Genomic DNA, 25,694 nt, shown 5'->3' on the forward strand with positions numbered 1-25,694 from the left:
AGTAACAATTTGGGAATTTTTCAAAAATGCTTACTAGTCCTTCTCGTCCTTGGCAATTATTAACACTTTCTGCTCAGAGTGACTCAGAATTAAAAACTGCGACTGTAAACCTTGCAGATTATTTAAGACAGCATCGTGACTTTAACCTTGCGGATGTTGCTCAAACATTGCAACGCGAACAACAAACTTTTAAGCATCGACGGATGATTGTTTGTCGGGATATAGAAGATGCTCTAGTTGCACTTGCAGATCCCAGGCGAGTGCTTACCAACACCCAAGAAACGCCACAACGTCCTGTTAGTTTTATGTTTCCTGGACTTGGTACTCATTACGTCAACATGGCTCTTGAACTTTACCAAGTTGAACCTGTATTTCGCGGCTCTGTTGACTATTGTTGTGAATTTCTCCAACCTCTTCTCGGTCAAGATTTGCGAGATGTAATCTATCCAAACAGAACTTCTCAACAAGACCCACAGTCGCCTCAAGAAAATTCTCCAGGTCTTGACTTGCGAAAAATGTTAGGTCGCAGCCAGACACCAGCCGACGCAAAGATAGTAGCTGCAACATCTTTACTCAATCAAACTCATCTCGCTCAACCAGCCATTTTTGTGATTGAATATGCCATAGCAAAGCTATTGATGTCCTGGGGAATTCGTCCAGCGGCAATGATTGGTTATAGCATTGGTGAATATGTCGCAGCGACTTTGGCAGAGGTTTTATCTTTAGATGAGGGCTTAAAACTAATTGCTGCTAGAGCGCTGACGATTCAAAAGTTGCCAGGTGGAGCAATGCTAGCAGTTCCACTTTCGCAAACAGAAATATCCCCCCTACTCAATCGCAAACTCTCACTTTCTGCGGTCAATGGCTCATCTATGGGTGTAATCGCAGGTGAAACCGATGCGATAGAAGTTTTAGAACAACAGTTAACTCAAAAAGGTTTAGCTTGCCGTCGTTTAGAAACTTCTCATGCTTTTCACTCTCAGATGATGGAGGGTGCTGCCTCTGACTTACGTAAGTTGGTAACAACATTTAACCTCCAAGCACCAAAAATTCCTTATATATCTAACGTTACAGGAACTTGGATAACAGCAGCATCAGCCACAAATCCTGATTATTGGGTTAAGCATATGTGTCAACCCGTGTTATTTGCTCCGGGGATACAAGAGTTGTGGAAACAACAATATCCAATTTTGTTGGAAGTAGGCCCTGGACAGACTCTAGGTAGCTTTGCACAGCAATGTATAGAAAATAATTCAGCAGTTAGTCAAATTATCTTGCCTTCTGTGAGATATTCCTACGATCGCAAACCAGATTTAGCATTCTTACTGAAAACATTAGGTAGGCTTTGGCTAGCGGGAGTGCCGATAGATTGGGCAGGATTTTATGCTTGGGAATCTCGTTCTTCTATTCCTTTATCTGTTTAAACCCAGAGGTTTTACCAAAGCATCTTATTTTTTCAAAAATTGGATACCCCACGCAAAATCTCTTTAAATTCTCTTCTCTTCGTGTCCTTTGCGTCTACCCTGCGGGTTCCGCTTTAGCGGTACGCGGTTCGTTTTTAAAATCCTGAAATGCAGATGTTAAAACTATGAACATTCAAACAGTAGGTGTTGTCGGTGCAGGCGTAATGGGAATTGGGGTCGCACAAAACCTAGCTCAAACAGGTCATCAAGTTATTTTGGTAGATATATCTGAAGATATCCTAGATAAAGCTAAACACGAAATTAGGAATAATATCCGCTTTCAGAGCTTTTTTAAGAAAGGCGATCGCCAAGAATCGCCAAATACTATCATTGAAGCAATAGAATTTTCCACAAACTATAAAATTTTAGAAAATGCAGATTTTGTAGTAGAAAACGTCACTGAAAAATGGGATATTAAGAGAGAAGTATATCCTCTAATAGATTCTATCTGTCGAGCAGATTGTGTATTTGCCGCTAATACATCAGCAATTCCTATTACCCGTATAGCTTCTGTCACCAAACGCGCCGATAAAGTTGTTGGGATTCACTTTATGAATCCTGTACCAATGAAGCCCATGGTAGAGATGATTCGTGGATATCATACCTCTGACACGACAATTGAGACAGCAAAACAAATGCTATCTCAGATGGGTAAAGAATGCATCATTGTGAATGATGCACCGGGTTTTGTTTCCAACCGCGTGTTGATGTTAACTATTAACGAAGCTGTTTTTCTGTTGCAAGACCAAGTGGCTACAGCAGAAGATGTAGACAAAATTTTTAAAGGCTGTTTTGGTCACAAAATGGGGCCTTTAGAAACAGCAGATTTGATTGGGCTAGACACCATTTTATTTTCTATCGAAGTCTTGTACGAAAACTTCAACGATAGTAAGTACAGGCCATGTACTTTACTCAAAAAAATGGTGGATGCAGGTTTGCATGGGAGAAAAACTGGTAAAGGTTTTTACGTATATCAATAAATAAGAAATACCAAAACTCATGAATGAAGTGCAAGTAAAAATCAAAACTTTCCTCTCCAAATTTTTCGGCAATCAGGATCTGCAATCAGATGAAGATATTTTTGCCCTTGGTTTTGTTAATTCTATGTTTGCCATGCAACTTGTTTTGTTTGTAGAGCAAGAGTTTCAGATTGCCATTGAAAACGAAGATTTGGAGTTTGAAAATTTTCGCACAATTAACTCTATTGCCAATTTAGTTGAGCGTAAAACTATTCTCGTAGTTCATAAATAGTTGTAAAAAATCAGACTCTGGGAGTTTTTATGCAAGTTCAAGCTAGTGAATCAATTTTAAAAATCAAAAATCCTAGCGCTACACAATTTTTAGAAATGTGGAAGCAATATCAGCCTTTTATAATTGAAGATGTTGCTAAACATTGGAATGCTTGTAAAAATTGGTCTAATGATTATTTGATAAAACATTGTGGGGATAACGTAGTTCCCGTGCGTTTTTATACAAAGGCTTTCTTTGATGATTATAAGAACTTTGCTTATGAAGGTGGTGATTATGATGCTCTTGATAGAGAAATGACATACAAAGAATATGTGGAAGAATATGTAAAAGGTAGAGGTCGTGAAAATAAAAATGATGATAATATTTTAGGATGCTATTTACCTCAAGCATATTTAACAGAACGTTTTCCGGAAATTGTTGAAGATGTAACTTATCCAGATTACTTAAATAGAAAGCCTGTTGTTTTCTTTTGGCAAGGCTTCTCTAACAAAAACTTTTCTTCAACTACTAACCTTCACTTTGACGGATTTCATAATATTTTCGTTCAAATTCGAGGTAGAAAAAGAATACTTTTATTTCCTCCGTCAAATTATTTGTCATTTTACCCGCCTCTTGAGGATAGTGTTGGTATACCAGAGTATAGTAAAGTAAACCCCGATCTCCTCGATTTAGAATTATTTCCGAAGTTTCCTTGGCAAGAAAGAATAGAAGTCATAATGCAACCTGGAGAAATGCTCTACATACCACCCTTTTGGTGGCATTATGTTACAGCAATAGATGAAAATATCTCACTATCATTTTTCTACGACATTAAAATTAGAGATGTTTTTCAGCAAAAAAACATCTTATCAACTATCTTAAACTTTGCGCCTCATTATATTTATCATGCAATTTCTTCTCCAAGAAGTTTAGTGAATTTCATCTCTTTCATTAAAGGTAGTTTCCTTAATGACAGAATGCCAGGTTAAATGAAGTTAATTGTAAAAGTCCTGGTTAGACCGATTTTTGAATGCCTGAATTATTACAAACAGTAATTACCCATACTTAAAAAGCATCTCTGTTTTTGTAACCTTTAAAATACGCAAGCAAAATGAATCTTAAAAATCATAAATCAAGAAAAAAATAAGATTCATTTTATACACCAACAGCCAGAAAACAGCATATAGCTAAAACAAGTAAGTTGTAATTATGATGAAAATTCAAGCTAGTGAATCAATTGTAAAAATCGAAAATCCTAGTCAAGAACAATTTTTAGGAAAATGGAAACAGTATCAGCCTTTTATAATTGAAAATGTTGCTAAAAATTGGGATGCTTGTAAGCATTGGTCTAATGATTATCTGATAAAACATTGTGGAAATAATCTAGTTCCTATACGATTTTTTAAAAAGGATTTCTTAGATGATTATAAACAATTTGCTTATCATGAAGGATATAACCTTCAAAAAGAAATGAAATACAAAGATTATGTGAAAAATTATGTAGAAAATAAAGGTATTAATGGCTTAGGGTGTTATTTAATTGAGGCAGATGTTGAAAAGTATTTTCCGGAAATTATTGGAGATATAACTTATCCAAAATACTTAAGTAGTAAGCCATTTGTTAGCTTATGGCATGGTTTCTCAAGTCAAGATTTTACTTCAGCTAGTCCTCTTCATTTTGACAGAATACATAATATTTTTGTTCAAATCCGCGGCAGGAAAAGAATACTTTTGTTTCCTCCTTCAAATTATTTATCATTTTATCCACCTCTTGAGGATAGTTCTGGTATGGGACATAATAGTAAAGTGAATCCAGATATTTTTAATTTGGAACTATTTCCCAAGTTTCCTTGGCAAGAAAGAATCGAAGTTGTACTTCAACCCGGAGAAATGCTGTATATACCACCTTTTTGGTGGCATCATGTAACAGCAGTAGATGAGAATATCTCATTATCATTTTGGTATGATGTTAAAATTCAAGAATTTTTAAAGCAAAAAAAGATGTTATCAGTTTTTTTTAATATTGCACCTCATTATCTTTATCATGCATTCTCTTCTGGCTCTTTAATACATACTTTGGATTTCTTCAAAGGAATTTTTTAATAGTATCGTTTGCTCTAAAAGTAGAAACCTGGAAATAGTTTGTCTACCACATTCAGGAAGTAGCTTCATTTAGCACATTATGTTTAGTTTTAAATAAACAACAGAACTAATTTTGAAAGCTTTTCTGTAACTGGTACTGAAACACATTAATTCTTACAAATCTTCACTTAAAAGAGTGGAATACTCCTCTTTATAGAGCATTTACAATCATCAGATTGATTATGAAACTAGAACTCTCTGCACAACAAAAAAAGACTCAAACTGAATTTAGAGCTTTTGTTCATCGAGAAGTATTTGCTTATGCTGGTGAATGGGATAAAAAAGAATTTACCCCACCAGAATTAATTAAAAAAATAGCTCAACGCGGTTTTCTTGGTGCTATCTTACCCCAAGAATACGGCGGTAAAGGGATGGACATGATTACCTATGGCATTCTTAACGAAGAAATTGGACGAGGATGTTCTTCTGTTAGGAGTTTGCTAACAGTTCACAACATGGTTGCTCATGCTTTGTGTAAATGGGGCAATAAATCTCAAAAAGAATATTGGCTTCCCAAATTAGCATCTGGAGAGATCATTGCTGCTTTTGCTTTAAGCGAACCGAATGTTGGTAGCGATGCTAAAAGTGTGGAAACAACAGCAACGCTGGCTGGCGATGCTTATATTTTAAATGGGCAAAAAAAATGGATTACCTATGGACAAATAGCAGATATCTTTTTAGTATTTGCTAAATGTGAGGGGAAGCCTACTGCTTTTTTAGTTGAGAAGAATAGTCCAGGATTCTCAGTCAAACCAATGTTTGGCATTTTAGGTGTAAGGGCTTCCATGTCAGCAGAATTACAGTTTCATAACTGTCAAATTCCTCAAGAAAACTTAGTCGGTAAATTAGGTTTTGGATTTTCCTACATTGCTGCTTCTGCCCTTGATTATGGTAGATATAGTGTGGCATCAGGTTGTGTCGGTATTGCTCAAGCTTGCTTAGAAGCTTGTATTAAGTATACAAACGAGCGAAAACAGTTTGGCGTTTATCTCAAAGAACACCAATTAATTCGCCAAAAGATTACTCAGATGATAACTAACACAAAAGCAGCGAGACTGTTATGTTATCAAGCTGGTTATCTCAAAGATATTAACGACCCCAACTCAATTATCGAGACTTCTATTGCTAAGTACTTTGCCTCTACAGTAGCTACCAAAATAGCAAATGATGCCGTGCAACTTCATGGTGGTAATGGTTGTAGTAGTGAGTACCCTGTTGAGAGGTATTTACGCGACTCGAAAATTATGGAAATTATTGAAGGTAGTACTCAAATTCAAGAAGTTACTATTGCTGAGTCAGGTTATCAAGATTATCTTTTTGCAACTGTGACTACTGGCTTTGAAAAGAAATTAGTAGAGAGAACTTAATATATGATTAGTATTCAAGAGCAAAATATAAATAGCAAACAAAAAGATAAAAAATTTATTAAATGTGTTGTATGGGATTTAGATAATACTTTATGGCACGGAATTTTACTAGAAGATGATAAAGTTTCTTTGCAAGAAAATATAGTACATCTGATTCACAATTTAGATAGTCGTGGTATACTACAATCTATAGCTAGTAAGAATGATTGGGCTACAGCAATAGCTAAATTAGAAGAATTTGGGTTAAAAGAGTATTTTTTATATCCCCAAATTAATTGGAATTCTAAAGCCGCTTCTTTGAAAGAAATTGCTAAGTTACTGAATATTGGTATAGATGCGATCGCCTTCATCGACGACCAATTATTTGAGCTAGAAGAAGTAAAGTTTTCTTTGCCGGAAATTATCTGTATCAATGCAGATGAAATAGGGAATATTGTAGATATGCCTGTCATGAATCCCCGGTTTATTACGGAAGATTCACGAATTAGAAGGTTGATGTATCTTAGCGATATTGAGCGGCAAAATGCAGAGAATGAGTTTGTTGGCACATCAGACGAATTTTTAGCTACTCTGAAGATGAATTTCACAATATCTTCTGCTCAAGAAGAAGATTTGCAACGTGCGGAAGAGTTAACGCTACGAACTAATCAATTGAATACAACTGGTTATACCTACTCTTACGACGAACTGAATCATTTTCGCTGTTCAGAAAGCCATAAACTGTTGATTGCGAGTTTGGAAGATAAGTATGGTAGCTACGGGAAAATAGGTTTACTTTTAATTGAATGTCAGCCTCAGTCATGGACAATTAAGTTGTTGCTGATGTCTTGTCGGGTGATGTCGCGGGGTGTGGGGACAATTATGTTGAATCATATTATGAGTTTGGCTAAAAGTAACAACGTGCGTCTTCTGGCGGAATTTGTATCAAACGATCGCAACAGAATGATGTATATATCTTATAAGTTTGCTGGGTTTAAGGAAGTTGATAAGAATGGCGATTTGGTGATTTTTGAAAATGATTTAAGTCGCATTCAAGATGTACCTGGGTATGTGAATTTTCAAGTGATTGATTAAACGAACTGCAAAGAACACAAAGAGAGCGAAGGAAGAGAACGGTAGTCATTTAAAAGGTTTAACGAGATGAATAATGATAAAAATTATGAGTTAATAGAGGGGGTTGCTATTATCGGGATGGCGGGGCGTTTTCCTGGAGCCATCAGCATAGAATCTTTTTGGCAGAATTTACAAGATGGAGTGGAATCATTATCCTTATTTACAGATGAAGAGTTAATTGCTGCTGGCGTACCTGGGGCGTTGGTAAATGATAGTAATTATGTGAAAGTTGGTGGCGTTTTAGAAGATATTGATTTATTTGATGCGGCATTTTTCGATTTGAATCCGAAGGAAGCTGAAGTTACAGATCCTCAACATCGTCTGTTTTTGGAATGCGCTTGGTCGGCTTTAGAAAATGCTGGTTATGATTCAACTAAGTGTGAAAGTAGAATTGGTGTTTATGCAGGTGCTAGTTTAAATAATTATTTAGCTTTTGATTTAAAAAAAGACCAATTAGGGTCTGGAGAATCATACCAAAAGTTAATTGGTAATGATAAAGGATTTCTCTCAACTCGTGTTTCTTATAAATTAAATCTTACCGGGCCGAGTATTACAGTTCAAACAGCTTGTTCTACATCATTAGTTGCTACTACACTTGCCTACCAAAGTTTGCAAAATTATCAATGCGATATGGCTTTGGCGGGAGGAGTTTCTATTCGCTTGCCGCAAAAAACTGGTTATTTCTATGAACCAGGAGGGCCGCTATCTCCTGATGGTCATTGTCATGCTTTTGATGCTAAGGCGCAGGGAACAACTGTTGGTAATGGTGTGGGAGTAGTTGTTCTCAAACGAGTCAAAGATGCGATCGCCGATGGGGATTGCATATATGCTGTGATTAAAGGCGCTGCAATTAATAACGACGGTTCGATGAAAGTCGGGTATACAGCGCCTAGCGTCGATGGCCAAGCAGAAGCGATCGCGGAAGCGATAATGTTAGCAGAGGTAGAACCGGAAACAATCAGCTATATTGAAGCCCACGGTAGCGGTACAGCTTTGGGCGACCCGATTGAAATTGCCGCGCTGACTAAAGTTTTTCGTGCCAATACTGAGAAAAAGAATTTCTGCGCCATTGGTTCAGTCAAAACGAATATCGGTCATTTAGATGCAGCCGCAGGAGTTGCAGGGTTAATCAAAACTGCTTTGGCTTTAAAACATCAATTGATTCCACCAAGCCTCAACTTTGAGCAGCCTAATCCTGAAATTGATTTTGCCAACAGTCCTTTTTATGTCAACACCAACCTAAAGGAATGGAAAGGCTCGACTCCCCGCCGCGCAGGTATAAGTTCTCTAGGAATGGGGGGAACCAATACTCACGTAGTTTTAGAAGAAGCCCCAACACTTCCAGCTTCTAGTCCTTCTCGTCCTTGGCAATTATTGGTACTCTCGGCGAAAACTGAGTCTGCTTTAGCAACTGCTACGCAAAATCTCAGCCAACATCTGACGCTACATTCTGATATTAATCTTGCAGATGTCGCTTATACTTTGCAAGTCGGACGTAGAGACTTTAGTCATCGGCGAATATTGGTTTGCTCTAATGTTCAAGATGCAATTCAGGCATTGAATCAACCAGCCTCACAACAAGCTGTAACTCAATTTCAAGAGTCAGGAACTCGCTCTGTTGCTTTCATCTTTCCTGGGGTAGATGCGCTGTATGCAGACATGGGTAGAGAACTCTATGAAACGGAGTCAGTATTTCGCGCTCAGGTAGAACGGTGCTGTCTGATATTAAAACCACATCTAGATTTAGATTTGCGATCGGTAATTTATAAGAGCGAATCTGAAGAGGAAACCGCAGTAGAGATACAACATACTGGCTTTGCTGAAAGCGCCTTGTTTGTTATTGAGTATGCTTTGGCGCAATTGTGGATGTCTTGGGGTATTTCTCCGCAAGCAATGATTGGACAAGGTGTTGGAGAATATGTCGCTGCAACTTTAGCCGGAGTGTTTTCTCTTGAAGATGCTCTTGTACTAGTGGCGAAATCTTCTACTAAATTGTTAGAAAAAGTTCAATTGAATCCTCCAAAAATTCCATTTATATCCAATGTTAGCGGCACTTGGATTACTCAAGCTGAGGCAACAAACCCTAACTATTGGACACAAATACAGCAACCAAAACTTTTTAATAAAGGAATTGCCGAGTTACTTAAAGACAAACAGCGAATTCTGCTAGAAGTTGGTTTTAGAGAGACTTTGAGTCATGCCGAATTAACTATACCCTATCCTCACGAGCAGCATTCAGAAGTAGCATTTTTACTCAATACCTTGGGTCGGTTGTGGATGTTGGGAATTAAGATTGATTGGTCAAGTTTTTATGCTAACGAACGCCGTTATCGTCTACCCTTACCAACCTATCCCTTCGAGCGTCAGCGCTATTGGATTGAATCTACAACTTCCCAAAAATCATTAGTTCAAATACCTGCTGTTGAAAATCAGCGTTATTCGATTGAGCTAGATTCATCTACCTCAGAAACAGCATCACAACAATCATTAGATAAAAAGCCAAATATCGCTGACTGGTTTTATATTCCAGTGTGGAAACAATCCATGCCGCTTGAGTTTTTTCAAGAAGAACTGAGCCAACAAAAATTGTATTGCTTAGTCTTTGTAGATAACTATGGAGTGGGAACTGAATTTGTTGAACGGCTGAAACAGCAAAATCAAGATATCATTATCGTGCGGCTGGGCGAACAGTTTAGTAAACTTGATGACCAGATATATTGCATCAATCCCCAACAACCAGATGACTATGATGCATTACTGAAAGAACTACAAAAACAAAATTTTAAACTAAATACAATTGCCCACTTTTGGAGCGTTACACCAAGTGATATTTCGCTCAAAAATCAGGATTGGGATTTGAGCTTCTATAGCCTGTTATTTTTAGCACAAGCAATCGGAAAACAAGATATTTGGGATTCCCTAAAATTGATGGTCGTCACCAGTAATTTACATGATGTAACTGGCGATGAAAATCTATACCCACAGAAGGCTACGATATTAGGGCCGTGCAAAGTAATTCCCAAGGAATATCGCAGTATTAATTGCAGTCTTGTTGATTTAGTAATGGATTCTGCTCAATCTTCTATATCTTCCAAAAGCATAGATAAATTAGTAGCAGAATTAACACTTAAACAAACTGATGAAATAGTTGCCTATCGTGGATATCACCGTTGGGTGCAGACTTTTGATGCAGTTTCTTTAGAAAACAGCATTGCCAACAAAACTAAGTTAAGAAAAGGTGGAGTTTACTTAATTACTGGCGGACTTGGAGGTATTGGTCTAGTATTAGCGGAACATCTGGCAAAGACATTCCAAGCTAAATTAATACTCATCAGCAGAAAGGGATTACCGGAACGCTCTGAATGGGAACAATGGCTAGTAGTTCATAATAGCCAAGATGCTATCAGTCGTCAAATCCAAAAAGTGCGATCGCTCTTACAATTAGGAGCACAAATTGAAGTCATAAGTGCTGATGTAACTAATTCTGCACAAATGCAAGCAGTAATTACTCAAGCATTACAAAAGTTCGGTGAAATTAATGGTGTCATTCATGCGGCTGGGATTCCTGGCGGTGGCGTTACCCAACTCAAAACGCGGGATATGGCCAGCAATGTCTTAGCAGCAAAAGTCCAAGGTACGTTAGTTTTAGAAGAAGTTTTCAAGGATATAAATTTAGATTTTTTCGTACTTTGTTCGTCTAAAACTTCTATTTTGGGTGAATTTGGGCAGATAGATTATTGTGCAGCTAATGCCTTTTTAGATGCTTATGCTCGTTGTAATTATAGGCGCGATCGCTTAACAGTATCAATTAGTTGGGATACTTGGCAAGAAGTTGGGTTTGCAGTCGAAACGGTATTACCAGATAAAATTCAACAAGAACGTACAGAAATTATCAAAAAAGGCATATTATCTCAAGAAGGGATCGATGTTTTTAACCGCGTTCTGGGAAGTAAGCTACCTCATGTTGTTGTTTCAACCCAAGATTTACCCGCCTTAATTCAGCAAAATAATTCTCCTCAATATTTGCAAGAGCAATTATCTTCAGTTAATCTTTCTAAAGCAAAACATTCTCGTCCTAATTTAGGTAATGATTACATTGCTCCCGAAACCGAAATTGAGGAAATCCTAGCTGACATTTGGCAAGAAATTCTGGGAATAGACAAAATAGGTATCTACGACAACTTCTTTGAATTAGGCGGAAATTCCATCAACACAATTCAAATTGCCGCCAAAGCTAACCAAGCTGGTTTGAAATTAACATCTCAACAATTTTTCCATTACCAGACAATTGCCGAATTAGCAACAGATTTATCTATTACTCTAACTATCCAACCTGAATTAAATATCACACCGATTCAGGATAGCTTCCTCGAACAAAATCAGTCCGATTTACACCCGATAAATCAGTCTTTACTGCTGGAAATACAACGAGTGTGTGACGACCAAAAGTTACTAGAAAATATCGAAGACATTTACGAACTCACACCTGTACAAAAGGGGATGCTTTTTCACTGTTTATTTGATAGCGAACTGTCTCTATATTTTTTCCAGCATATCTTTACTTTGCATGGCGATCTGAATATAGAAGCATTTAAAAAAGCTTGGCAATTGGTAATGGATCGACATCCCATTTTACGTACTAGATTTTATTGGGAGGAAGTTAAAAACCCATTACAAATAGTTTACAAACAGGTAGAAGTACCTCTGAATTATTATGATTGGTCTAATATAAATTCAGTCGAACAAAAAGCACAACTCGACTCTTTTATAGTAAGCGATCGCCAAAAAAGTTTTGACTTCTCCCAACCATGTTTGATGCGTCATACTTTAATTCGCTTTACCGATGACAAGTATCTATATATTTGGAGTTTTAACCACATCATTATTGATGGTTGGGGTGGTTCATTAGTATTCCAAGAATTTGTAGAAACTTATGGAACACTTTGTCAAGATAAACAAACTAGCTTTGCACCTACGCGTCCTTTTAGAGAATACATTGATTGGTTGCAGCAGCAGGACATATCAAAAGCCGAGAATTTCTGGCGACAAGCATTGCAAGGTGTTAAAACACCAACTTCTCTAACTTACATAGAAAAACTAGAAAAAATTGAGCGATCGTCTACCCAAGAAGTCAGGTATAGTGAAGAGATAATTCAACTATCACCAACAACTACAGAGGCGCTACAAACCTTTGCAACACAACATCGTCTTACCCTTGCTACGATAATCAACGGTATTTGGGCCGTTCTCCTGAGTCGTTATACTTGTTGCCACAACATATTGTATGGTTGCACCGTTACTGGACGACCAGCAGACTTGCAGGGAGTAGAATCAATGGTAGGTATGTTTGTTAATACCTTGCCCATCCATGTCAATATAGATACCGAACAGCTTTTCTTATCATGGCTACAGCGTTTTCAACTGCAATTAGTTGAAGTCCGCGATTATGAATACACTCCACTAACAGAAATTCATAAGTGGAGCGAAATCCCCCAAAAATTAACCTTGTTTGAAAGCATCGTTGTAGTTGAAAACTTTCCAGTCAGCGAATTTATCCGAGACTGGCAAGGAAATATAGAATTTCAACATACAGAAATATATTACCGAAATAACTATCCTCTCAACTTGGTTGTCTACCCCAATAAAGAGTTATTAATAGCTATTTCCTATGATTCTAGAAGATTTGAGACAACTACCATTGCTGGTATCCTCAAAGATATTGAAATGCTATTGCAAGGGTTAATAAATAATCACAATTTTCAAATTAAAAACTTACCCTTGCTGACACCAGAACAGCAACAAAATGCTGCATTTTTAAACAAAGAATTATCCTTTAATTGGTCTTTTACTTCATGGAGTTAAATTAAAAAATGTCCAAATTTTTCAAAAATTAAAATTCTTCCTATTGACACAAAAAATCCTTATAACTCTCTTAACTTTGCGTACTTCGCGTCCTTTGTGGTTCGTTTCTTAATTCTCTTACTCCTTCTTACCGACAGCATAACAACAGATTTCAAAACTTGTAATACTTTCAATCATTAATACACATTTCAACTAAATATATGTAACTGAATTGACTCATGCATTTTGTAATCCCAACATAAAAATCCTATGAATACATTTGAAAAATGTGAATCCAACGTCAGAAGCTATTGCCGTACTTTCCCTGCCATATTCCATCGCGCTAAAGACTCCATAGTTTATGCTGAATCAGGCGAAGAATACATAGATTTTTTCGCTGGTGCCGGTGCTTTAAATTATGGGCATAATCATGACTATATCAAACAAAAAGTCATATCATATTTAGATGCAGATGGCATAGCCCATGCTTTAGATATGTATACTTCTGCCAAAGAGAAATTCTTAGCCAAGTTTGATGAGGTAGTATTAAGTTCAAAAAAACTAGATTATCGCATTCAATTTTGCGGCCCCACAGGAACAAATGCAGTTGAAGCAGCTTTAAAATTAGCCAGAAAAGTCAAGCAAAGGTCGGGTATATTTTCCTTCATGGGGGCATATCATGGCATGACTTTGGGTAGTTTATCTATTAGTGGTAATATTGGAATTCGAGCCGGGGCTATTGGTACATCAAGTAATGTAACTTTTATGCCCTATCCCTATGGATTCATGGAAACTTTTGACACAATAGAATATATAGAAACAGTCTTAAATGATGTTAATTCCGGAATTGAAAAACCAGCAGCTATCATCTTTGAAACAGTACAAGCTGAAGGTGGAGTTGTTGTAGCTCCTGTTGAATGGATACAACGACTCAGAAACTTATGCAACGAACATGATATTTTATTAATTTGCGACGATATTCAAGTTGGCTGTGGTCGAACGGGGTCTTTCTTTTCTTTTGAAAGAGCAGATATTGTTCCCGATATGGTAGTACTCTCTAAGTCTATTAGTGGATATGGATTTCCCATGTCGCTATTATTAATTAAGCCAGAGTTAGATATCTGGGAACCGGGCGAACATAATGGTACTTTTAGAGGTAATCAATTAGCATTTATCGGAGCAACAGCTGCTCTAGAGTATAGAGAAAGTAGTCACCTTGAAAAAGATGTCAAAACTAAAGAACTTTTTTTAAAAAGTTTTTTGACTCAAGAAATAGCATCAATTAGTGAAAAAATTGCAATCCGAGGGATTGGGATGATTTGGGGAATTGATGTTAAAAATTTTGGCGGTAGCGATTTTGCTAAAAGTATCACCTCGCGCTGTTTTGAACTAGGATTAATCGTTGAACTCGCAGGCAGAAATGATACTGTAATTAAACTTTTGCCACCTTTGGTAATTGATATGTCTACATTACAAAAAGGTTGTTCAATCATCAAAGCAGCTTTGAATGAGTCTTTAGCAGCATAATATTTTGATGACTACTAGCTTTTTCTATAATTGTAGTGAGGAAGTAAATAATGATTGCAAATAAAATTAGAAATCAATTGACTGCTGAAGATTTATTTTCTCATAAGAGTTACTGGTTAAATCAAATCTCTGACGAACTGCCTGAGACGACTTTGATTGCAGATTATGTCAGACCAGCAATATATGAGGGTAAAAAGAACTCAGTCAGCTTTGAGATCCCAAGTGATTTGTCTGAAAAAATTATTAAGTTTACAAATAACTCTGATTTTTCTATTTACTTATTGCTTGTAGCAGTATTAAGTATTTTTCTCCAAAAATATAATGGAACGAATGATATTATAGTTGGCTCTCCAGTTTATCAAAAATTCAACAGTCAGGAATCCCTTTCAAAAGTAATTCCTTTACACTTTCATATCGATAAACAATTTGCATTTAAAGATTTACTGATTCAAGTTCAAGAAACAGCTATTAATGGTTATATTCATCAAAATTATTCTTTTGACGAATTAATTGAACTATTAAATTTACCAGTTAATTACAATCGTTGCTCAATTTTTGACATCATTATTTTATTAGAAAACATCCATTCTTTAGAGGATGTAATAAATATTAAAAATGATTTAACTTTTGCTTTTAGAATTAATGCTAGTTTAATTCAAGGGCAAATTTACTATAATAATTTATTATTTGCTGAAAAAAGTATTGAAATCATCGCCAATCATTACATCAATATATTAAATACTGTTGTAGACAATTTCCTAATTCAGATATCAGATATTCCTGTTATACAAGAGAATGAAACAAATAACTTACTAAAAGATTTTAATAAGAATACAAAACTATATCCGATCGCTCAAACACTTGATAAGTTATTTGAAAGGCAAGTAGAACAAACACCTAACAAGTTAGCTACTGTTTTTGCCAATACTCAATTAACATATCAAAAGCTCAATCAAAAAGCCAATCAACTAGCTAGACTTTTGTCTGAGTTAGGAGTTCAAAAAGGAGATTTTGTTGGAATTCTCAAAGAACGAGATATAAACTTTCTCATCGGTATACTTGCCATACACAAAGTTGGTGGAGTCTATGTGCCAATTGATAGTACATATCCGCCAGATAGAATTAAATACATGATATCTAACAGCCAAGTGAGAGTTTTATTAACCGATTCTTCTTATTTAGAAGTTTTGGCTAGTTCGCAAGAAGATAGCCCGTATTTGGAATGTTTAATATGTTTAGATATCAAATCAAATAAACAAGCGATCGCCTTGACAAATACGATCGAAATATATGACGAACTAAATTTTAGTAACTTACCTCAAGAAAATTTAGAGGTAAATCATCAAGGAATCGATCCGGCTTATATGATTTATACGTCCGGTTCAACAGGATTGCCCAAAGGAGTAATTATTAGACATGGTAGCGCAATCAACCATATTTATGCTGAATTTGATGCTCTAGAGTTATCTGATAACTTTGCTTTTCTGCAAACTGCTCCAGCTTCATCTGATATTTCAGTTTGGCAATTTTTAGCTCCCATATTAATTGGTGGTAAGACTATCATTGTCGATACCGAAACTATTTGTAATCCAGAAAAATTATTCCAAGTTATTAAAGAAGAAAAAATTACTATTGTTGAGTTAGTTCCAGTCGTTCTCTCAGGCTTATTAGATTACATCTCCCGCTTAACAACAGCTGAAAGATTGTTACCTAACCTCAAGTGGATGATGGTGACAGGAGAATCTGTGTCAGTAGAACTGGTAAACAAGTGGCTGAAGATGTATCCCTCAATTCCGATAGTGAATGCTTACGGCCCAAGTGAAGCCGCAGATGATATTACTCAGTTTATTGTTGCCCAACCTTTACCAGAAAACCAACGTACAGTTCCTATTGGTAAACCGTTGGCAAACTTAAATCTCTATATTCTTGATGCTCAAATGCAACTATTACCAATTGGATTTCCTGGGGAAATTTGTGTATCGGGATATGGGGTAGCTGAAGGATATTGGCAAAATGAAGAAATGACAAAATCAAATTTTGTTCCTAATCTTTTTTCTACCAATGCTAAACCACTACCAGGAATCCAAAAAGATTTAATTTATAAAACTGGAGATTTAGGCAGGTGGCTTCCTGATGGAAATATTGAATTTATAGGACGTATTGACCATCAGGTAAAAATTCGTGGTTTCCGCATTGAATTAGGAGAAATTGAAACGTTACTGAGTCAGCATCCTGTCGTGGGCGAGAATGTAGTTATTGTCAGAGAAGATATTCCGGGCGACAAACGCTTAGTAGCTTATATTGTTCCAACTGGTGAATATGCAGATTTACAAGATAGTTCAGAATTCAAAACTTATGATTTAGAACTACGAAATTTTTTGAAAGAAAGATTGCCAGACTATATGTTGCCTTCTACTTTCATGTTGTTAGAGTCACTACCTCTAACTCCTAGTGGCAAGTTAGATCGTCGGGCATTACCTCAGCCTGATTATCTGCGTCCAGAATTGGAAACTACTTATGTGATGCCGCGCAACGATGTAGAACGTATAATAGCTGAGGTTTGGCAAAATACACTAAATATTCCAAAAGTAGGTATCCAAGATAACTTTTTTGATATTGGCGGACATTCATTAAATGTACTTCAAGTATATAGTAAACTGCGCGAACTATTAAAGGCAAATTTAGCAATAACTGACCTTTTTAAGTATCCAACTATCAGTTCTTTGTCACAATATTTTAGTAAAAAAGAAAATAATGATGAAGTGTTTGCTGCTGAAAATAATGAACTAAACGAAAAGTTAGACGCTGGTAAAACCAGATTCAAACAACGTTTAATGCAGAAGCAAAAACAAAATATTTAATTTAAAAGTCTAATGGAAATCCCAGTAAATTATTTAAACGAGAAAACAGGATTAGAAATAGCTATTATCGGTCTGAGTGGCTGTTTCCCTAAAGCTCAAAATATCGAGCAATTTTGGCAAAATCTCCGAGACGGAATCGAGTCAATTCATTCTTTCACTGATGAAGAGTTAAAAAATTTAGGTGTAGATGCTGCCCTGATTGCAGACCCTAATTATGTTAAAGCACAGGGTGTAGTTGAAGGCGTAGATTTATTTGATGCTGCATTTTTTGGCATCAGCCCTAGAGAAGCTGAAATCATGGACCCTGCAATGCGTTTCTTTTTAGAATACGCCTGGACGGCACTTGAAAATGCTGGCTACAGTTGCGAAGCTTACAATCAGCCAATTGGAGTTTATGCTGGTACTAATTTTGGCGGTTATTTATTAAATATTTATTCAAATTCCGATATTGTAGCCTCTGTTGGCGATAAACAAATAGAAAAAGGTATCTCCCCAGCTTACATTACTACACTTACTTCTTATAAATTAAACTTGCAGGGGCCGAGTTATGGAGTTCAAACCACCTGTTCGAGTTCATTAGTTGCTTTGCATTTAGCCTGTCAAAGTTTGCTTAGTGGCGAATGTGATATTGCTTTGGCTGGAGGAGTTTCAATATCCCAAGCAGTTGGTTATGTATATCAGCAAGAAGGAATTGAATCTCCTGATGGGCATTGTCGTGCTTTTGATGCCAAGGCCAAGGGAACTGTTAGAGGAAGGGGTTTAGGTATTGTAGTCTTAAAACGTTTAGAGGAAGCGATCGCAGATGGTGATTGCATCCATGCAGTTATCAAAGGTTCTGCGATTAACAATGATGGCGCGAATAAAGTTAGCTATACTGCACCCAGCATTCACGGCCAAGCAAAGGCGATTAGAGCAGCTCAAATGATGGCTGAGGTGGAACCCGAAACAATCACCTATATAGAAGCTCACGGAACTGGAACAACTCTTGGAGATCCGGTTGAAGTTGCCGCACTGACACAAGCTTTTCGCAGCAAAACTCCCAAAAAAGGCTTTTGTGCAATTGGTTCTGTAAAAACCAATATTGGACATTTGGACGAAGCTGCTGGAATTGCAGGTCTAATTAAAACTGTCTTAGCTCTGAAACACAAACAAATACCGCCTAGCTTGAATTTTGAAGAACCAAATCCTCAGATAGATTTTACTAACAGTCCTTTTTATGTCAACAATGCACTATCTGAGTGGAAAACTAATGGCACTCCTCGCCGTGCGGGTGTGAGTTCCTTTGGTTTTGGCGGGACAAATGCCCATGTAATTTTAGAAGAAGCACCAATTGTAGAGGGGCAGGGGAGCAGGGGAGCAGGGGAGCCAGTGCGTTGCGGAGGTTCCCTCCGTTGTAGCAACTGGCGTGAGCAGGGGAGAAAGTATCAATTATTAGTTCTTTCTGCCAAAACGGAATCGGCGCTAGAAACTGCTACAGAGAATTTAGCTAATCACTTGCGAGAGTATCCAGATTTAAATCTCGCTGATGTTGCTCATACTTTGCAAGTGGGTCGCTGGATTTTCAATCATCGCCGTATGGTAATTTGCCAAGACCGAGAAGATGCAATCAAGGCACTGCAAGACCCTCAAAGAGCTTTCACCCATTACCAAGAACCTTGCAATTGCTCTGTAGTGTTTATGTTTTCCGGGCAGGGTACGCAATATGTGAATATGGGTCGGGAATTATACGAGAGTGAAAGCGTATTTAGAGAGCAAGTTGATTACTGCTGCGAACTGCTCAAACCTCTGTTGGATTTAGACCTGCGTCAAGTTCTCTACCCCAGCGAAGCAGAAGCTTTAACCGCAACACAAAAGTTGCAGCAAACAGCAATTACTCAACCAGCACTGTTTGTCATTGAATACGCTTTAGCCAAGTTATGGATGGCGTGGGGCGTGCAACCTGAAGCGATGATTGGTCACAGTATCGGAGAGTATGTAGCTGCAACCATAGCTGGAGTTTTCTCCCTAGAAGATGCTTTAGCGATCGCTGCCACCCGCGGCAAACTCATGCAGCAAATGCCAACTGGTGCTATGCTCTCTATTCAGCTTCCAGAACAAGAAGTACAACAACTGTTAGAAAAGGAAGTTTCTCTGGCTGCAAGCAATGCACCTTCTTCCTGCGTAGTATCCGGTTCCGAAGCAGCAATTGACCGATTGCAACAAAAGCTCCAACAACTAGGTGTCAGCTGTCGGCGTTTGCATACTTCCCATGCCTTTCATTCACAAATGATGTCACCCATCATTGAGACTTTCACCCAGTCGTTACAAAAAATCAAACTCAATCCCCCGCAAATTCCGTTTGTGTCCAATGTTAGCGGCACTTGGATTACCGCAGCCGAAGCAACAAATCCTAACTATTGGGCAAAGCATTTGAGGCAACCAGTACGCTTCAGTCACGGAATAAGTGAATTGCTTCGCCAGCCACGAATATTGTTAGAAGTCGGGCCGGGAAGGACGCTCAGTAGTTTGGCAAAACATCAAACAGATGAAGCGATTGTACTAACTTCTATACGGCATCCTCAAGAGCAACAATCAGATATCGCGTTTTTACTTGACACTTTGGGTCAGCTGTGGTCAGCAGGAGTTAAAATTGACTGGTCAGGTTTTTATGCAAACCAAAAGCGTCATCGCATACCCTTACCTACTTATCCTTTTGAGCGCCAACGTTACTGGATTGAGGTAAATCGAAATGCAACTCTGGCGATGATGTCGCCCAAAAATTTAGATAAAAAGCGAGAAATTGCTGACTGGTTTTACATTCCTCGCTGGCGAGAATCGACACCGCTTGAGCTAAACCAAAAGGAAAAACTAGTAGAACAAAAGTTCTCTTGGTTAGTGTTTGTCGATACCTATGGAATAGGAGCAGAAATTGCTGAAAAACTCAAGCAACAAGGTCAAGATGTAATTGTCGTTCAAGTTGCAGATAAATTTGCCAAACTTAGCGACTGTACCTATGCAATCAATCCCCAACAAAGCGATGACTGCGATCGCTTGCTCCAAACACTACACCAACAAAATTGGATTCCCCAAAGAATTGCTCATTTTTGGAGCGTTACTCCCAAGGATATTTTATCCGCTCAAGAGCTAGACAAACATGAAGATTATCAATATCTCGGTTTCTGGAGCCTGCTTTTTTTAGCACAGGCGTTAGGAAGACAAAATGTCAGCAATGATTTGAAAATAATGGTTGTCACCAGTAATTTATATGATATTACTGGCGAAGAAAAATTATGCCCCTCTAAGGCAACCATATTAGGCCCGTGTAAAGTAATTCCTAAAGAATATTCAAATATTAATTGCTGTACTATTGATATAATAATTTCGTCTTCCAAAACTCTACAACCACAAATTTTAGACAATCTGCTCGCAGAATTTACAGCAGAGCAAATTAATGACATAGTTGCCTACCGTGGAAATCATCGCTGGATTCAATCCTTCGAGCCTGTGCGTTTAGAACAGAATATAGCCAATAAAACTAAATTAAAACAGGGAGGAGTTTATTTAATTACTGGTGGGTTAGGTGGCATTGGTTTAGTATTAGCAGAACATCTAGCAAAAACAGTGCAAGCTAGATTAGTTTTAGTGGGAAGAAAGAGTATCCCTGAAAAAAATAATTGGCAAGAATGGTTGGTAACTCATGATGAAGAAGATAGAGTTAGCCAGATAATTCGTAAACTGCAATTATTGGAAACCTTTGGTGCAGAAGTATTGGTAATTAGCGCCGATGTGACTAGTTCCGAACAAATGCAAGCTGTAATTACTCAGTCAGTAGAAAAATTCGGTTGCATTAACGGTGTAATTCATGCAGCTGGTATTGCTGGTGGCGGTATCATCCAACTCAAAACTCCAAATATAGCAAATAACGTACTAGCACCAAAAGTTAAAGGAACAATAGTATTAAAGCAAGTTCTGCAAAATATCAATTTAGATTTCTTGGTACTTTGTTCGTCCCAAACCTCTATTTTAGGTGAATTTGGACAGGTAGATTATTGTGCAGCTAATGCATTTTTGGATGCATTAGCATATAATAACACTGATAAATATGGGCTATTAACAATATCAATTAACTGGGATAATTGGCAAGAAGTAGGTATGGCGGTAGAGACTGTTGTACCAGATAAAATCAAACAGATCAGGGAAGAAGAGCGAAAAAAAGGAATATTACCTCAAGAAGGGGCTGATGCTTTTAATCGCATTTTGGGGAGTAATTTACCTCATGTTATTATATCTACACAAGATTTCTCAGTTTTAATTGAGCATAATCAATCTTCCAAGTATTTGGAAATAGAATTAACAGTTTTAGAAGATAAATTAGCGTCAACAGGTCTTTCTCAACACCATCCCCGTCCTCATCTACGCAATGATTATGTTGCTCCTCGCAATGAAATTGAAGCAACTCTTGCTCAAGTCTGGCAACAAATCTTAGGAATTCAACAAATCGGCATTTATGATAACTTTTTGGAATTAGGAGGAGATTCATTATTAGCTACTCAAATCATTTCTCGACTACATAAATTCGACATAGAACTGCCACTACATAGCCTCTTTGAAATACCCACTATTATCGAGCAAGCATTGATAGTTGAACAAAGACGAAATTTCGCAGAAGATAATATCAATACGATTACCAGAGTAGAGCGGAGTAACGCTCAACAGATGTTGGCAAATATCGATGAGATTTCAAATCAAGAAGTTGAGTTATTGCTGAATCAGATTTTATTAGAAAAGGAGGCTAGCTCATGACCAATATTCACGAAAATCTAGCTGGACTTTCACCAGAAAAAAAACGTGAAGTTTTGGCAAAACTCCTTCAAGAAAAGGTGAGCCAGCCTCAAATTTTCCCCATGTCTTTTGCTCAACAGAGACTTTGGTTTATAGATCGATTACAACCTGGAAACTTTGCTAATCACATCTGGGCAGCTTTGCGTCTTACCGGTATCATTAATCGAGCTGCATTATTGCAAACTTTTAATGAAATCGTTCGCCGCCATGAAGTTTTGCGTTCTACTTTCGGACTTATAGCAGAAAAACCCGTTCAGATAATTCTTCCTACTTTAAGCTTAGATTTACCTATTATCAATATTGAAACATCTGATGTTGAGGAAGAAGCTGAAATTAAAAACTTAGTTATACAAGAAATACAGCAACCCTTCAATTTGAGCCAAGCTCCATTATTAAGAGCTACTTTACTGCGGTTGAAAGAAACAGAACACATTTTGGTGTTCGCAATGCACCATATTATCTCTGATGGTTGGTCAGTGGGAGTATTGATTAAAGAAGTCGCAGCACTTTACGAAGCATTCTCAAAAGGGCAACCGTCTCCATTTTCAGAACTGTCAATACAGTATGTAGACTTTACAAATTGGCAGCAAAAATGGCTACAAGGAGAGGTTTTACAATCACAGATATCTTATTGGAAAAAACAGTTAGAAGGCGCACCAAAATTATTAGATTTACCCACTGACTACCCACGGCCCGCTGTTGGAAGTTTTCGAGGTGCTACTTATTCATTTGAGTTATCAAATGAGTTATATATAGCCTTAAATAAATTGAGCCAGCAGCATGAAATTACTTTATTTATGACTGTGTTAGCAGTCTTTCAAACACTGCTATGGCGTTATACGGGTAGTGAAGACATTGTGGTTGGTTCGCCGATCGCCAACCGCAATCGTACAGAGTTAGAAGGATTAATTGGTTTTTTTGCGAATACAATTACCCTGCGAACTAATTTAGTCGGGAATCCAACTTTTGTAGAGTTATTAACTCGCGTGCGAAAGGTAGCATTAGAAGCTTACGCTCATCAAGATTTACCTTTTGAACAGCTAGTAGAAGAACTGCAACCACAACGAAACTTGAGCTATACACCAATATTTCAAGTGATGTTTGTGTTTCAGAATACACCAATATCAGTTTTAGAGTTGCCTGGTTTAACTATCAGTCCCTTGGCAATTGATAATGGTAGTACCAAATTTGATTTAACTTTAGAAATAACAGAAACAGCAGGAAAACTTTTTGCCAATCTGGAGTTTAATACAGATTTATTCCAAGAAAATACTATCAAGCGGATGGCTGGACATTTCCAGACCTTGCTCAAAAGTATTGTTGCTAATCCAGAGTTACGACTTTCAGAATTATCACTACTAACAGAATCTGAAAAACATCAATTGCTGTTGGAGTGGAATAATACAGAAGTTGCGTATCCTCAAAAGCAATGTATTCATGAATTATTAGAAGCGCAAGTTGAGAAAACACCCGACGCAGTAGCAGTAGTATTTGAAGATGAACAGTTAACCTATCGCCAACTCAACGCCAAAGCCAACCAATTAGCGCACTACCTACGGACTTTGGGAGTAAAACCAGAAGTACTGGTAGGAATTTATGTAGAGCGTTCGTCGAAGACGTTGCCGAAGGCATCGCTCTATACAATTATTGGAATCTTAGCTATCCTCAAAGCAGGTGGTGCATACGTACCACTAGATCCCGCATATCCACCAGAACGTTTAGCTTTTATCTTGCAGGATGCTCAAGTTTCAGTACTCTTAACACAGCAGCACCTAATAGAAAACTTACCGCCACATCAGACCAATGTTGTTTTAGATACTGACTGGGAAAGTATAACTCAGCAAAGCCAACAAAACCCAATCAATGAATGTACAACTGATAACTTAGCTTATATCATCTATACATCCGGCTCAACAGGACAACCCAAGGGCGTATTAGTCAATCACAGCAATGTGGCTCGTTTGTTGGCAGCAACAGAACATTGGTATAAATTCAATCGAGATGATGTCTGGACACTGTTCCATTCCATAGCCTTTGATTTTTCCGTTTGGGAACTCTGGGGTGCTTTGCTGTATGGCGGGAAACTAGTCATAGTACCTTACTGGCTAAGTCGTTCGCCCGAAGACTTTTATCAATTATTGGTAACACAGCAAGTAACAGTACTCAACCAAACGCCTTCCGCTTTTTCTCAACTCATACAAGTAGAAGAATTAGCAACTAGCAAACAGCTAAATCTACGATTAGTCATCTTTGGTGGAGAAGCACTGCAACTAGAAAGCTTAAGACCTTGGTTTGAGCGTCATGGCGATGCCTTGCCGCAGTTAGTTAATATGTACGGTATTACAGAAACAACCGTACACGTTACCTATCGTCCGCTGACAAAGGCAGACTTAGAAGTAGGATTGGGAAGTATTATCGGTCGTCCCATTCCTGACTTGCAAGTTTATTTATTAGACCAATATCAGCAACTAGTACCGATTGGAGTCAAGGGTGAGATGTACGTTGGTGGTGCTGGTGTGGCACGAGGTTATTTAAATCGACCAGAATTAACAACCCAAAGATTTATTCCTCATCCCTTTAGCGATAAACCAAATGCACGCCTGTATAAAACTGGTGATTTGGCGCGTTATCTGCCCAATGGAGACATTGAGTACTTAGGACGTATTGACGATCAGGTGAAGATTCGCGGCTTTCGTATTGAATTGGGAGAAATTGAAGCGATCGCTAGCCAACATCCAGCAGTGCGCGAAACTGTTGTTGTGGTAGCATCTCAACGAATAGTAGCGTATGTAGTCCCGCAAACCGAGCAAACACTGGTAATTTCTGAATTGCGTCACTTCCTAGAGTCAAAGTTACCAAGCTACATGATGCCAGCAGCTTTTGTATTGCTAGAGGCATTACCCCTGACAGCGAATGGTAAATGCGATCGCAAGGCTTTGCCTGCACCTGATACAGCGCGTCCAGAATTGGAGGCAGCTTATCAGCCGCCGCAAACTGAAATTGAAAAAACTATTGCTGAGATTTGGCAAGAAGTACTGCAAGTTGAAGAGATAGGAATTCATGATAACTTCTTTGAACTCGGCGGTCATTCATTGCTTTTGGTTCGAGTTCATAGCAAATTACGCGAAGTATTTCAGCAAGATTTATCTGTCCTCGACTTATTTAGATATCCGACTATCAAATCTTTAACAAATTATTTAAATCAAGTTACAAATCAACAAACATTTTCTGATATGAATATTATTACCGAAAAAATTGCGGATGGGAAAGCTCAACAAAGAAAGCGGCTACAAAAACTTAAATCTATTGAAAATATTTAAAAATTCTTC

At 37.7% G+C, this 25,694-nt stretch carries 12 protein-coding genes; all 12 read left to right on the forward strand.

The genetic code is table 11. The features are described from left to right. Positions 1-26 precede the first annotated feature (26 nt). Entirely contained in the window at positions 27-1,424 is a 1,398-nt protein-coding gene (locus tag I8752_RS01585; protein ID WP_214430576.1) for an acyltransferase domain-containing protein, read from the forward strand. Between the two features lie 164 nt (positions 1,425-1,588). Beyond that, the gene (locus tag I8752_RS01590; RefSeq protein ID WP_214430577.1) at positions 1,589-2,443 is read left to right on the forward strand and encodes a 3-hydroxyacyl-CoA dehydrogenase family protein; all 855 of its coding nucleotides are present in this window, start codon (positions 1,589-1,591) and stop codon (positions 2,441-2,443) included. A 19-nt stretch (positions 2,444-2,462) separates the two neighbouring features. Further along, a complete protein-coding gene (locus I8752_RS01595) occupies positions 2,463-2,714 on the forward strand; it encodes an acyl carrier protein (protein ID WP_214430578.1) in 252 nt (83 codons plus the stop codon). Positions 2,715-2,743: 29 nt separating this feature from the next. After that, a complete protein-coding gene (locus I8752_RS01600; protein WP_214430579.1) occupies positions 2,744-3,682 on the forward strand; it encodes a cupin-like domain-containing protein in 939 nt (312 codons plus the stop codon). A 220-nt stretch (positions 3,683-3,902) separates the two neighbouring features. Further along, the gene (locus tag I8752_RS01605) at positions 3,903-4,796 is read left to right on the forward strand and encodes a cupin-like domain-containing protein (protein WP_225895390.1); all 894 of its coding nucleotides are present in this window, start codon (positions 3,903-3,905) and stop codon (positions 4,794-4,796) included. Between the two features lie 221 nt (positions 4,797-5,017). Continuing rightward, positions 5,018-6,202 (forward strand): acyl-CoA dehydrogenase family protein, encoded by a 1,185-nt coding sequence (locus tag I8752_RS01610; RefSeq protein ID WP_214430580.1) that lies wholly within the window; start codon positions 5,018-5,020, stop codon positions 6,200-6,202. A 3-nt stretch (positions 6,203-6,205) separates the two neighbouring features. Further along, a complete protein-coding gene (locus tag I8752_RS01615; RefSeq protein ID WP_214430581.1) occupies positions 6,206-7,276 on the forward strand; it encodes an HAD-IIIC family phosphatase in 1,071 nt (356 codons plus the stop codon). A 66-nt stretch (positions 7,277-7,342) separates the two neighbouring features. After that, the gene (locus tag I8752_RS01620; protein WP_214430582.1) at positions 7,343-13,177 is read left to right on the forward strand and encodes a type I polyketide synthase; all 5,835 of its coding nucleotides are present in this window, start codon (positions 7,343-7,345) and stop codon (positions 13,175-13,177) included. A 249-nt stretch (positions 13,178-13,426) separates the two neighbouring features. Next, complete coding sequence (gene ectB, locus I8752_RS01625) at positions 13,427-14,683, forward strand: diaminobutyrate--2-oxoglutarate transaminase (RefSeq protein WP_214430583.1); 1,257 nt, start codon at positions 13,427-13,429, stop codon at positions 14,681-14,683. Between the two features lie 50 nt (positions 14,684-14,733). Next, positions 14,734-17,544: a non-ribosomal peptide synthetase gene (locus I8752_RS01630; RefSeq protein ID WP_214430584.1), complete on the forward strand. Its 2,811-nt coding sequence runs from the start codon at positions 14,734-14,736 to the stop codon at positions 17,542-17,544. A gap of 12 nt (positions 17,545-17,556) precedes the next feature. Beyond that, the gene (locus I8752_RS01635; RefSeq protein WP_214430585.1) at positions 17,557-22,326 is read left to right on the forward strand and encodes a type I polyketide synthase; all 4,770 of its coding nucleotides are present in this window, start codon (positions 17,557-17,559) and stop codon (positions 22,324-22,326) included. Next, positions 22,323-25,685: a non-ribosomal peptide synthetase gene (locus I8752_RS01640; protein ID WP_214430586.1), complete on the forward strand. Its 3,363-nt coding sequence runs from the start codon at positions 22,323-22,325 to the stop codon at positions 25,683-25,685. The genes I8752_RS01635 and I8752_RS01640 overlap by 4 nt, the downstream gene beginning before the upstream one ends. The last annotated feature ends 9 nt before the right edge of the window (positions 25,686-25,694 follow it).

It is taken from the genome of Dendronalium phyllosphericum CENA369 (genome assembly GCF_016056275.1).
GTDB classification, from domain to species: Bacteria; Cyanobacteriota; Cyanobacteriia; order Cyanobacteriales; family Nostocaceae; genus Dendronalium; species Dendronalium phyllosphericum.

Excerpts from the sequence above, each read along its gene's own strand:
- I8752_RS01585 (WP_214430576.1), top strand. The coding sequence starts at position 27 with ATGCTTACTAGTCCTTCTCGTCCTTGGCAATTATTAACACTTTCTGCT.
- I8752_RS01590 (WP_214430577.1), top strand. The coding sequence starts at position 1,589 with ATGAACATTCAAACAGTAGGTGTTGTCGGTGCAGGCGTAATGGGAATT.
- I8752_RS01595 (WP_214430578.1), top strand. The coding sequence starts at position 2,463 with ATGAATGAAGTGCAAGTAAAAATCAAAACTTTCCTCTCCAAATTTTTC.
- I8752_RS01600 (WP_214430579.1), top strand. The coding sequence starts at position 2,744 with ATGCAAGTTCAAGCTAGTGAATCAATTTTAAAAATCAAAAATCCTAGC.
- I8752_RS01605 (WP_225895390.1), top strand. The coding sequence starts at position 3,903 with ATGATGAAAATTCAAGCTAGTGAATCAATTGTAAAAATCGAAAATCCT.
- I8752_RS01610 (WP_214430580.1), top strand. The coding sequence starts at position 5,018 with ATGAAACTAGAACTCTCTGCACAACAAAAAAAGACTCAAACTGAATTT.
- I8752_RS01615 (WP_214430581.1), top strand. The coding sequence starts at position 6,206 with ATGATTAGTATTCAAGAGCAAAATATAAATAGCAAACAAAAAGATAAA.
- I8752_RS01620 (WP_214430582.1), top strand. The coding sequence starts at position 7,343 with ATGAATAATGATAAAAATTATGAGTTAATAGAGGGGGTTGCTATTATC.
- ectB (WP_214430583.1), top strand. The coding sequence starts at position 13,427 with ATGAATACATTTGAAAAATGTGAATCCAACGTCAGAAGCTATTGCCGT.
- I8752_RS01630 (WP_214430584.1), top strand. The coding sequence starts at position 14,734 with ATGATTGCAAATAAAATTAGAAATCAATTGACTGCTGAAGATTTATTT.
- I8752_RS01635 (WP_214430585.1), top strand. The coding sequence starts at position 17,557 with ATGGAAATCCCAGTAAATTATTTAAACGAGAAAACAGGATTAGAAATA.
- I8752_RS01640 (WP_214430586.1), top strand. The coding sequence starts at position 22,323 with ATGACCAATATTCACGAAAATCTAGCTGGACTTTCACCAGAAAAAAAA.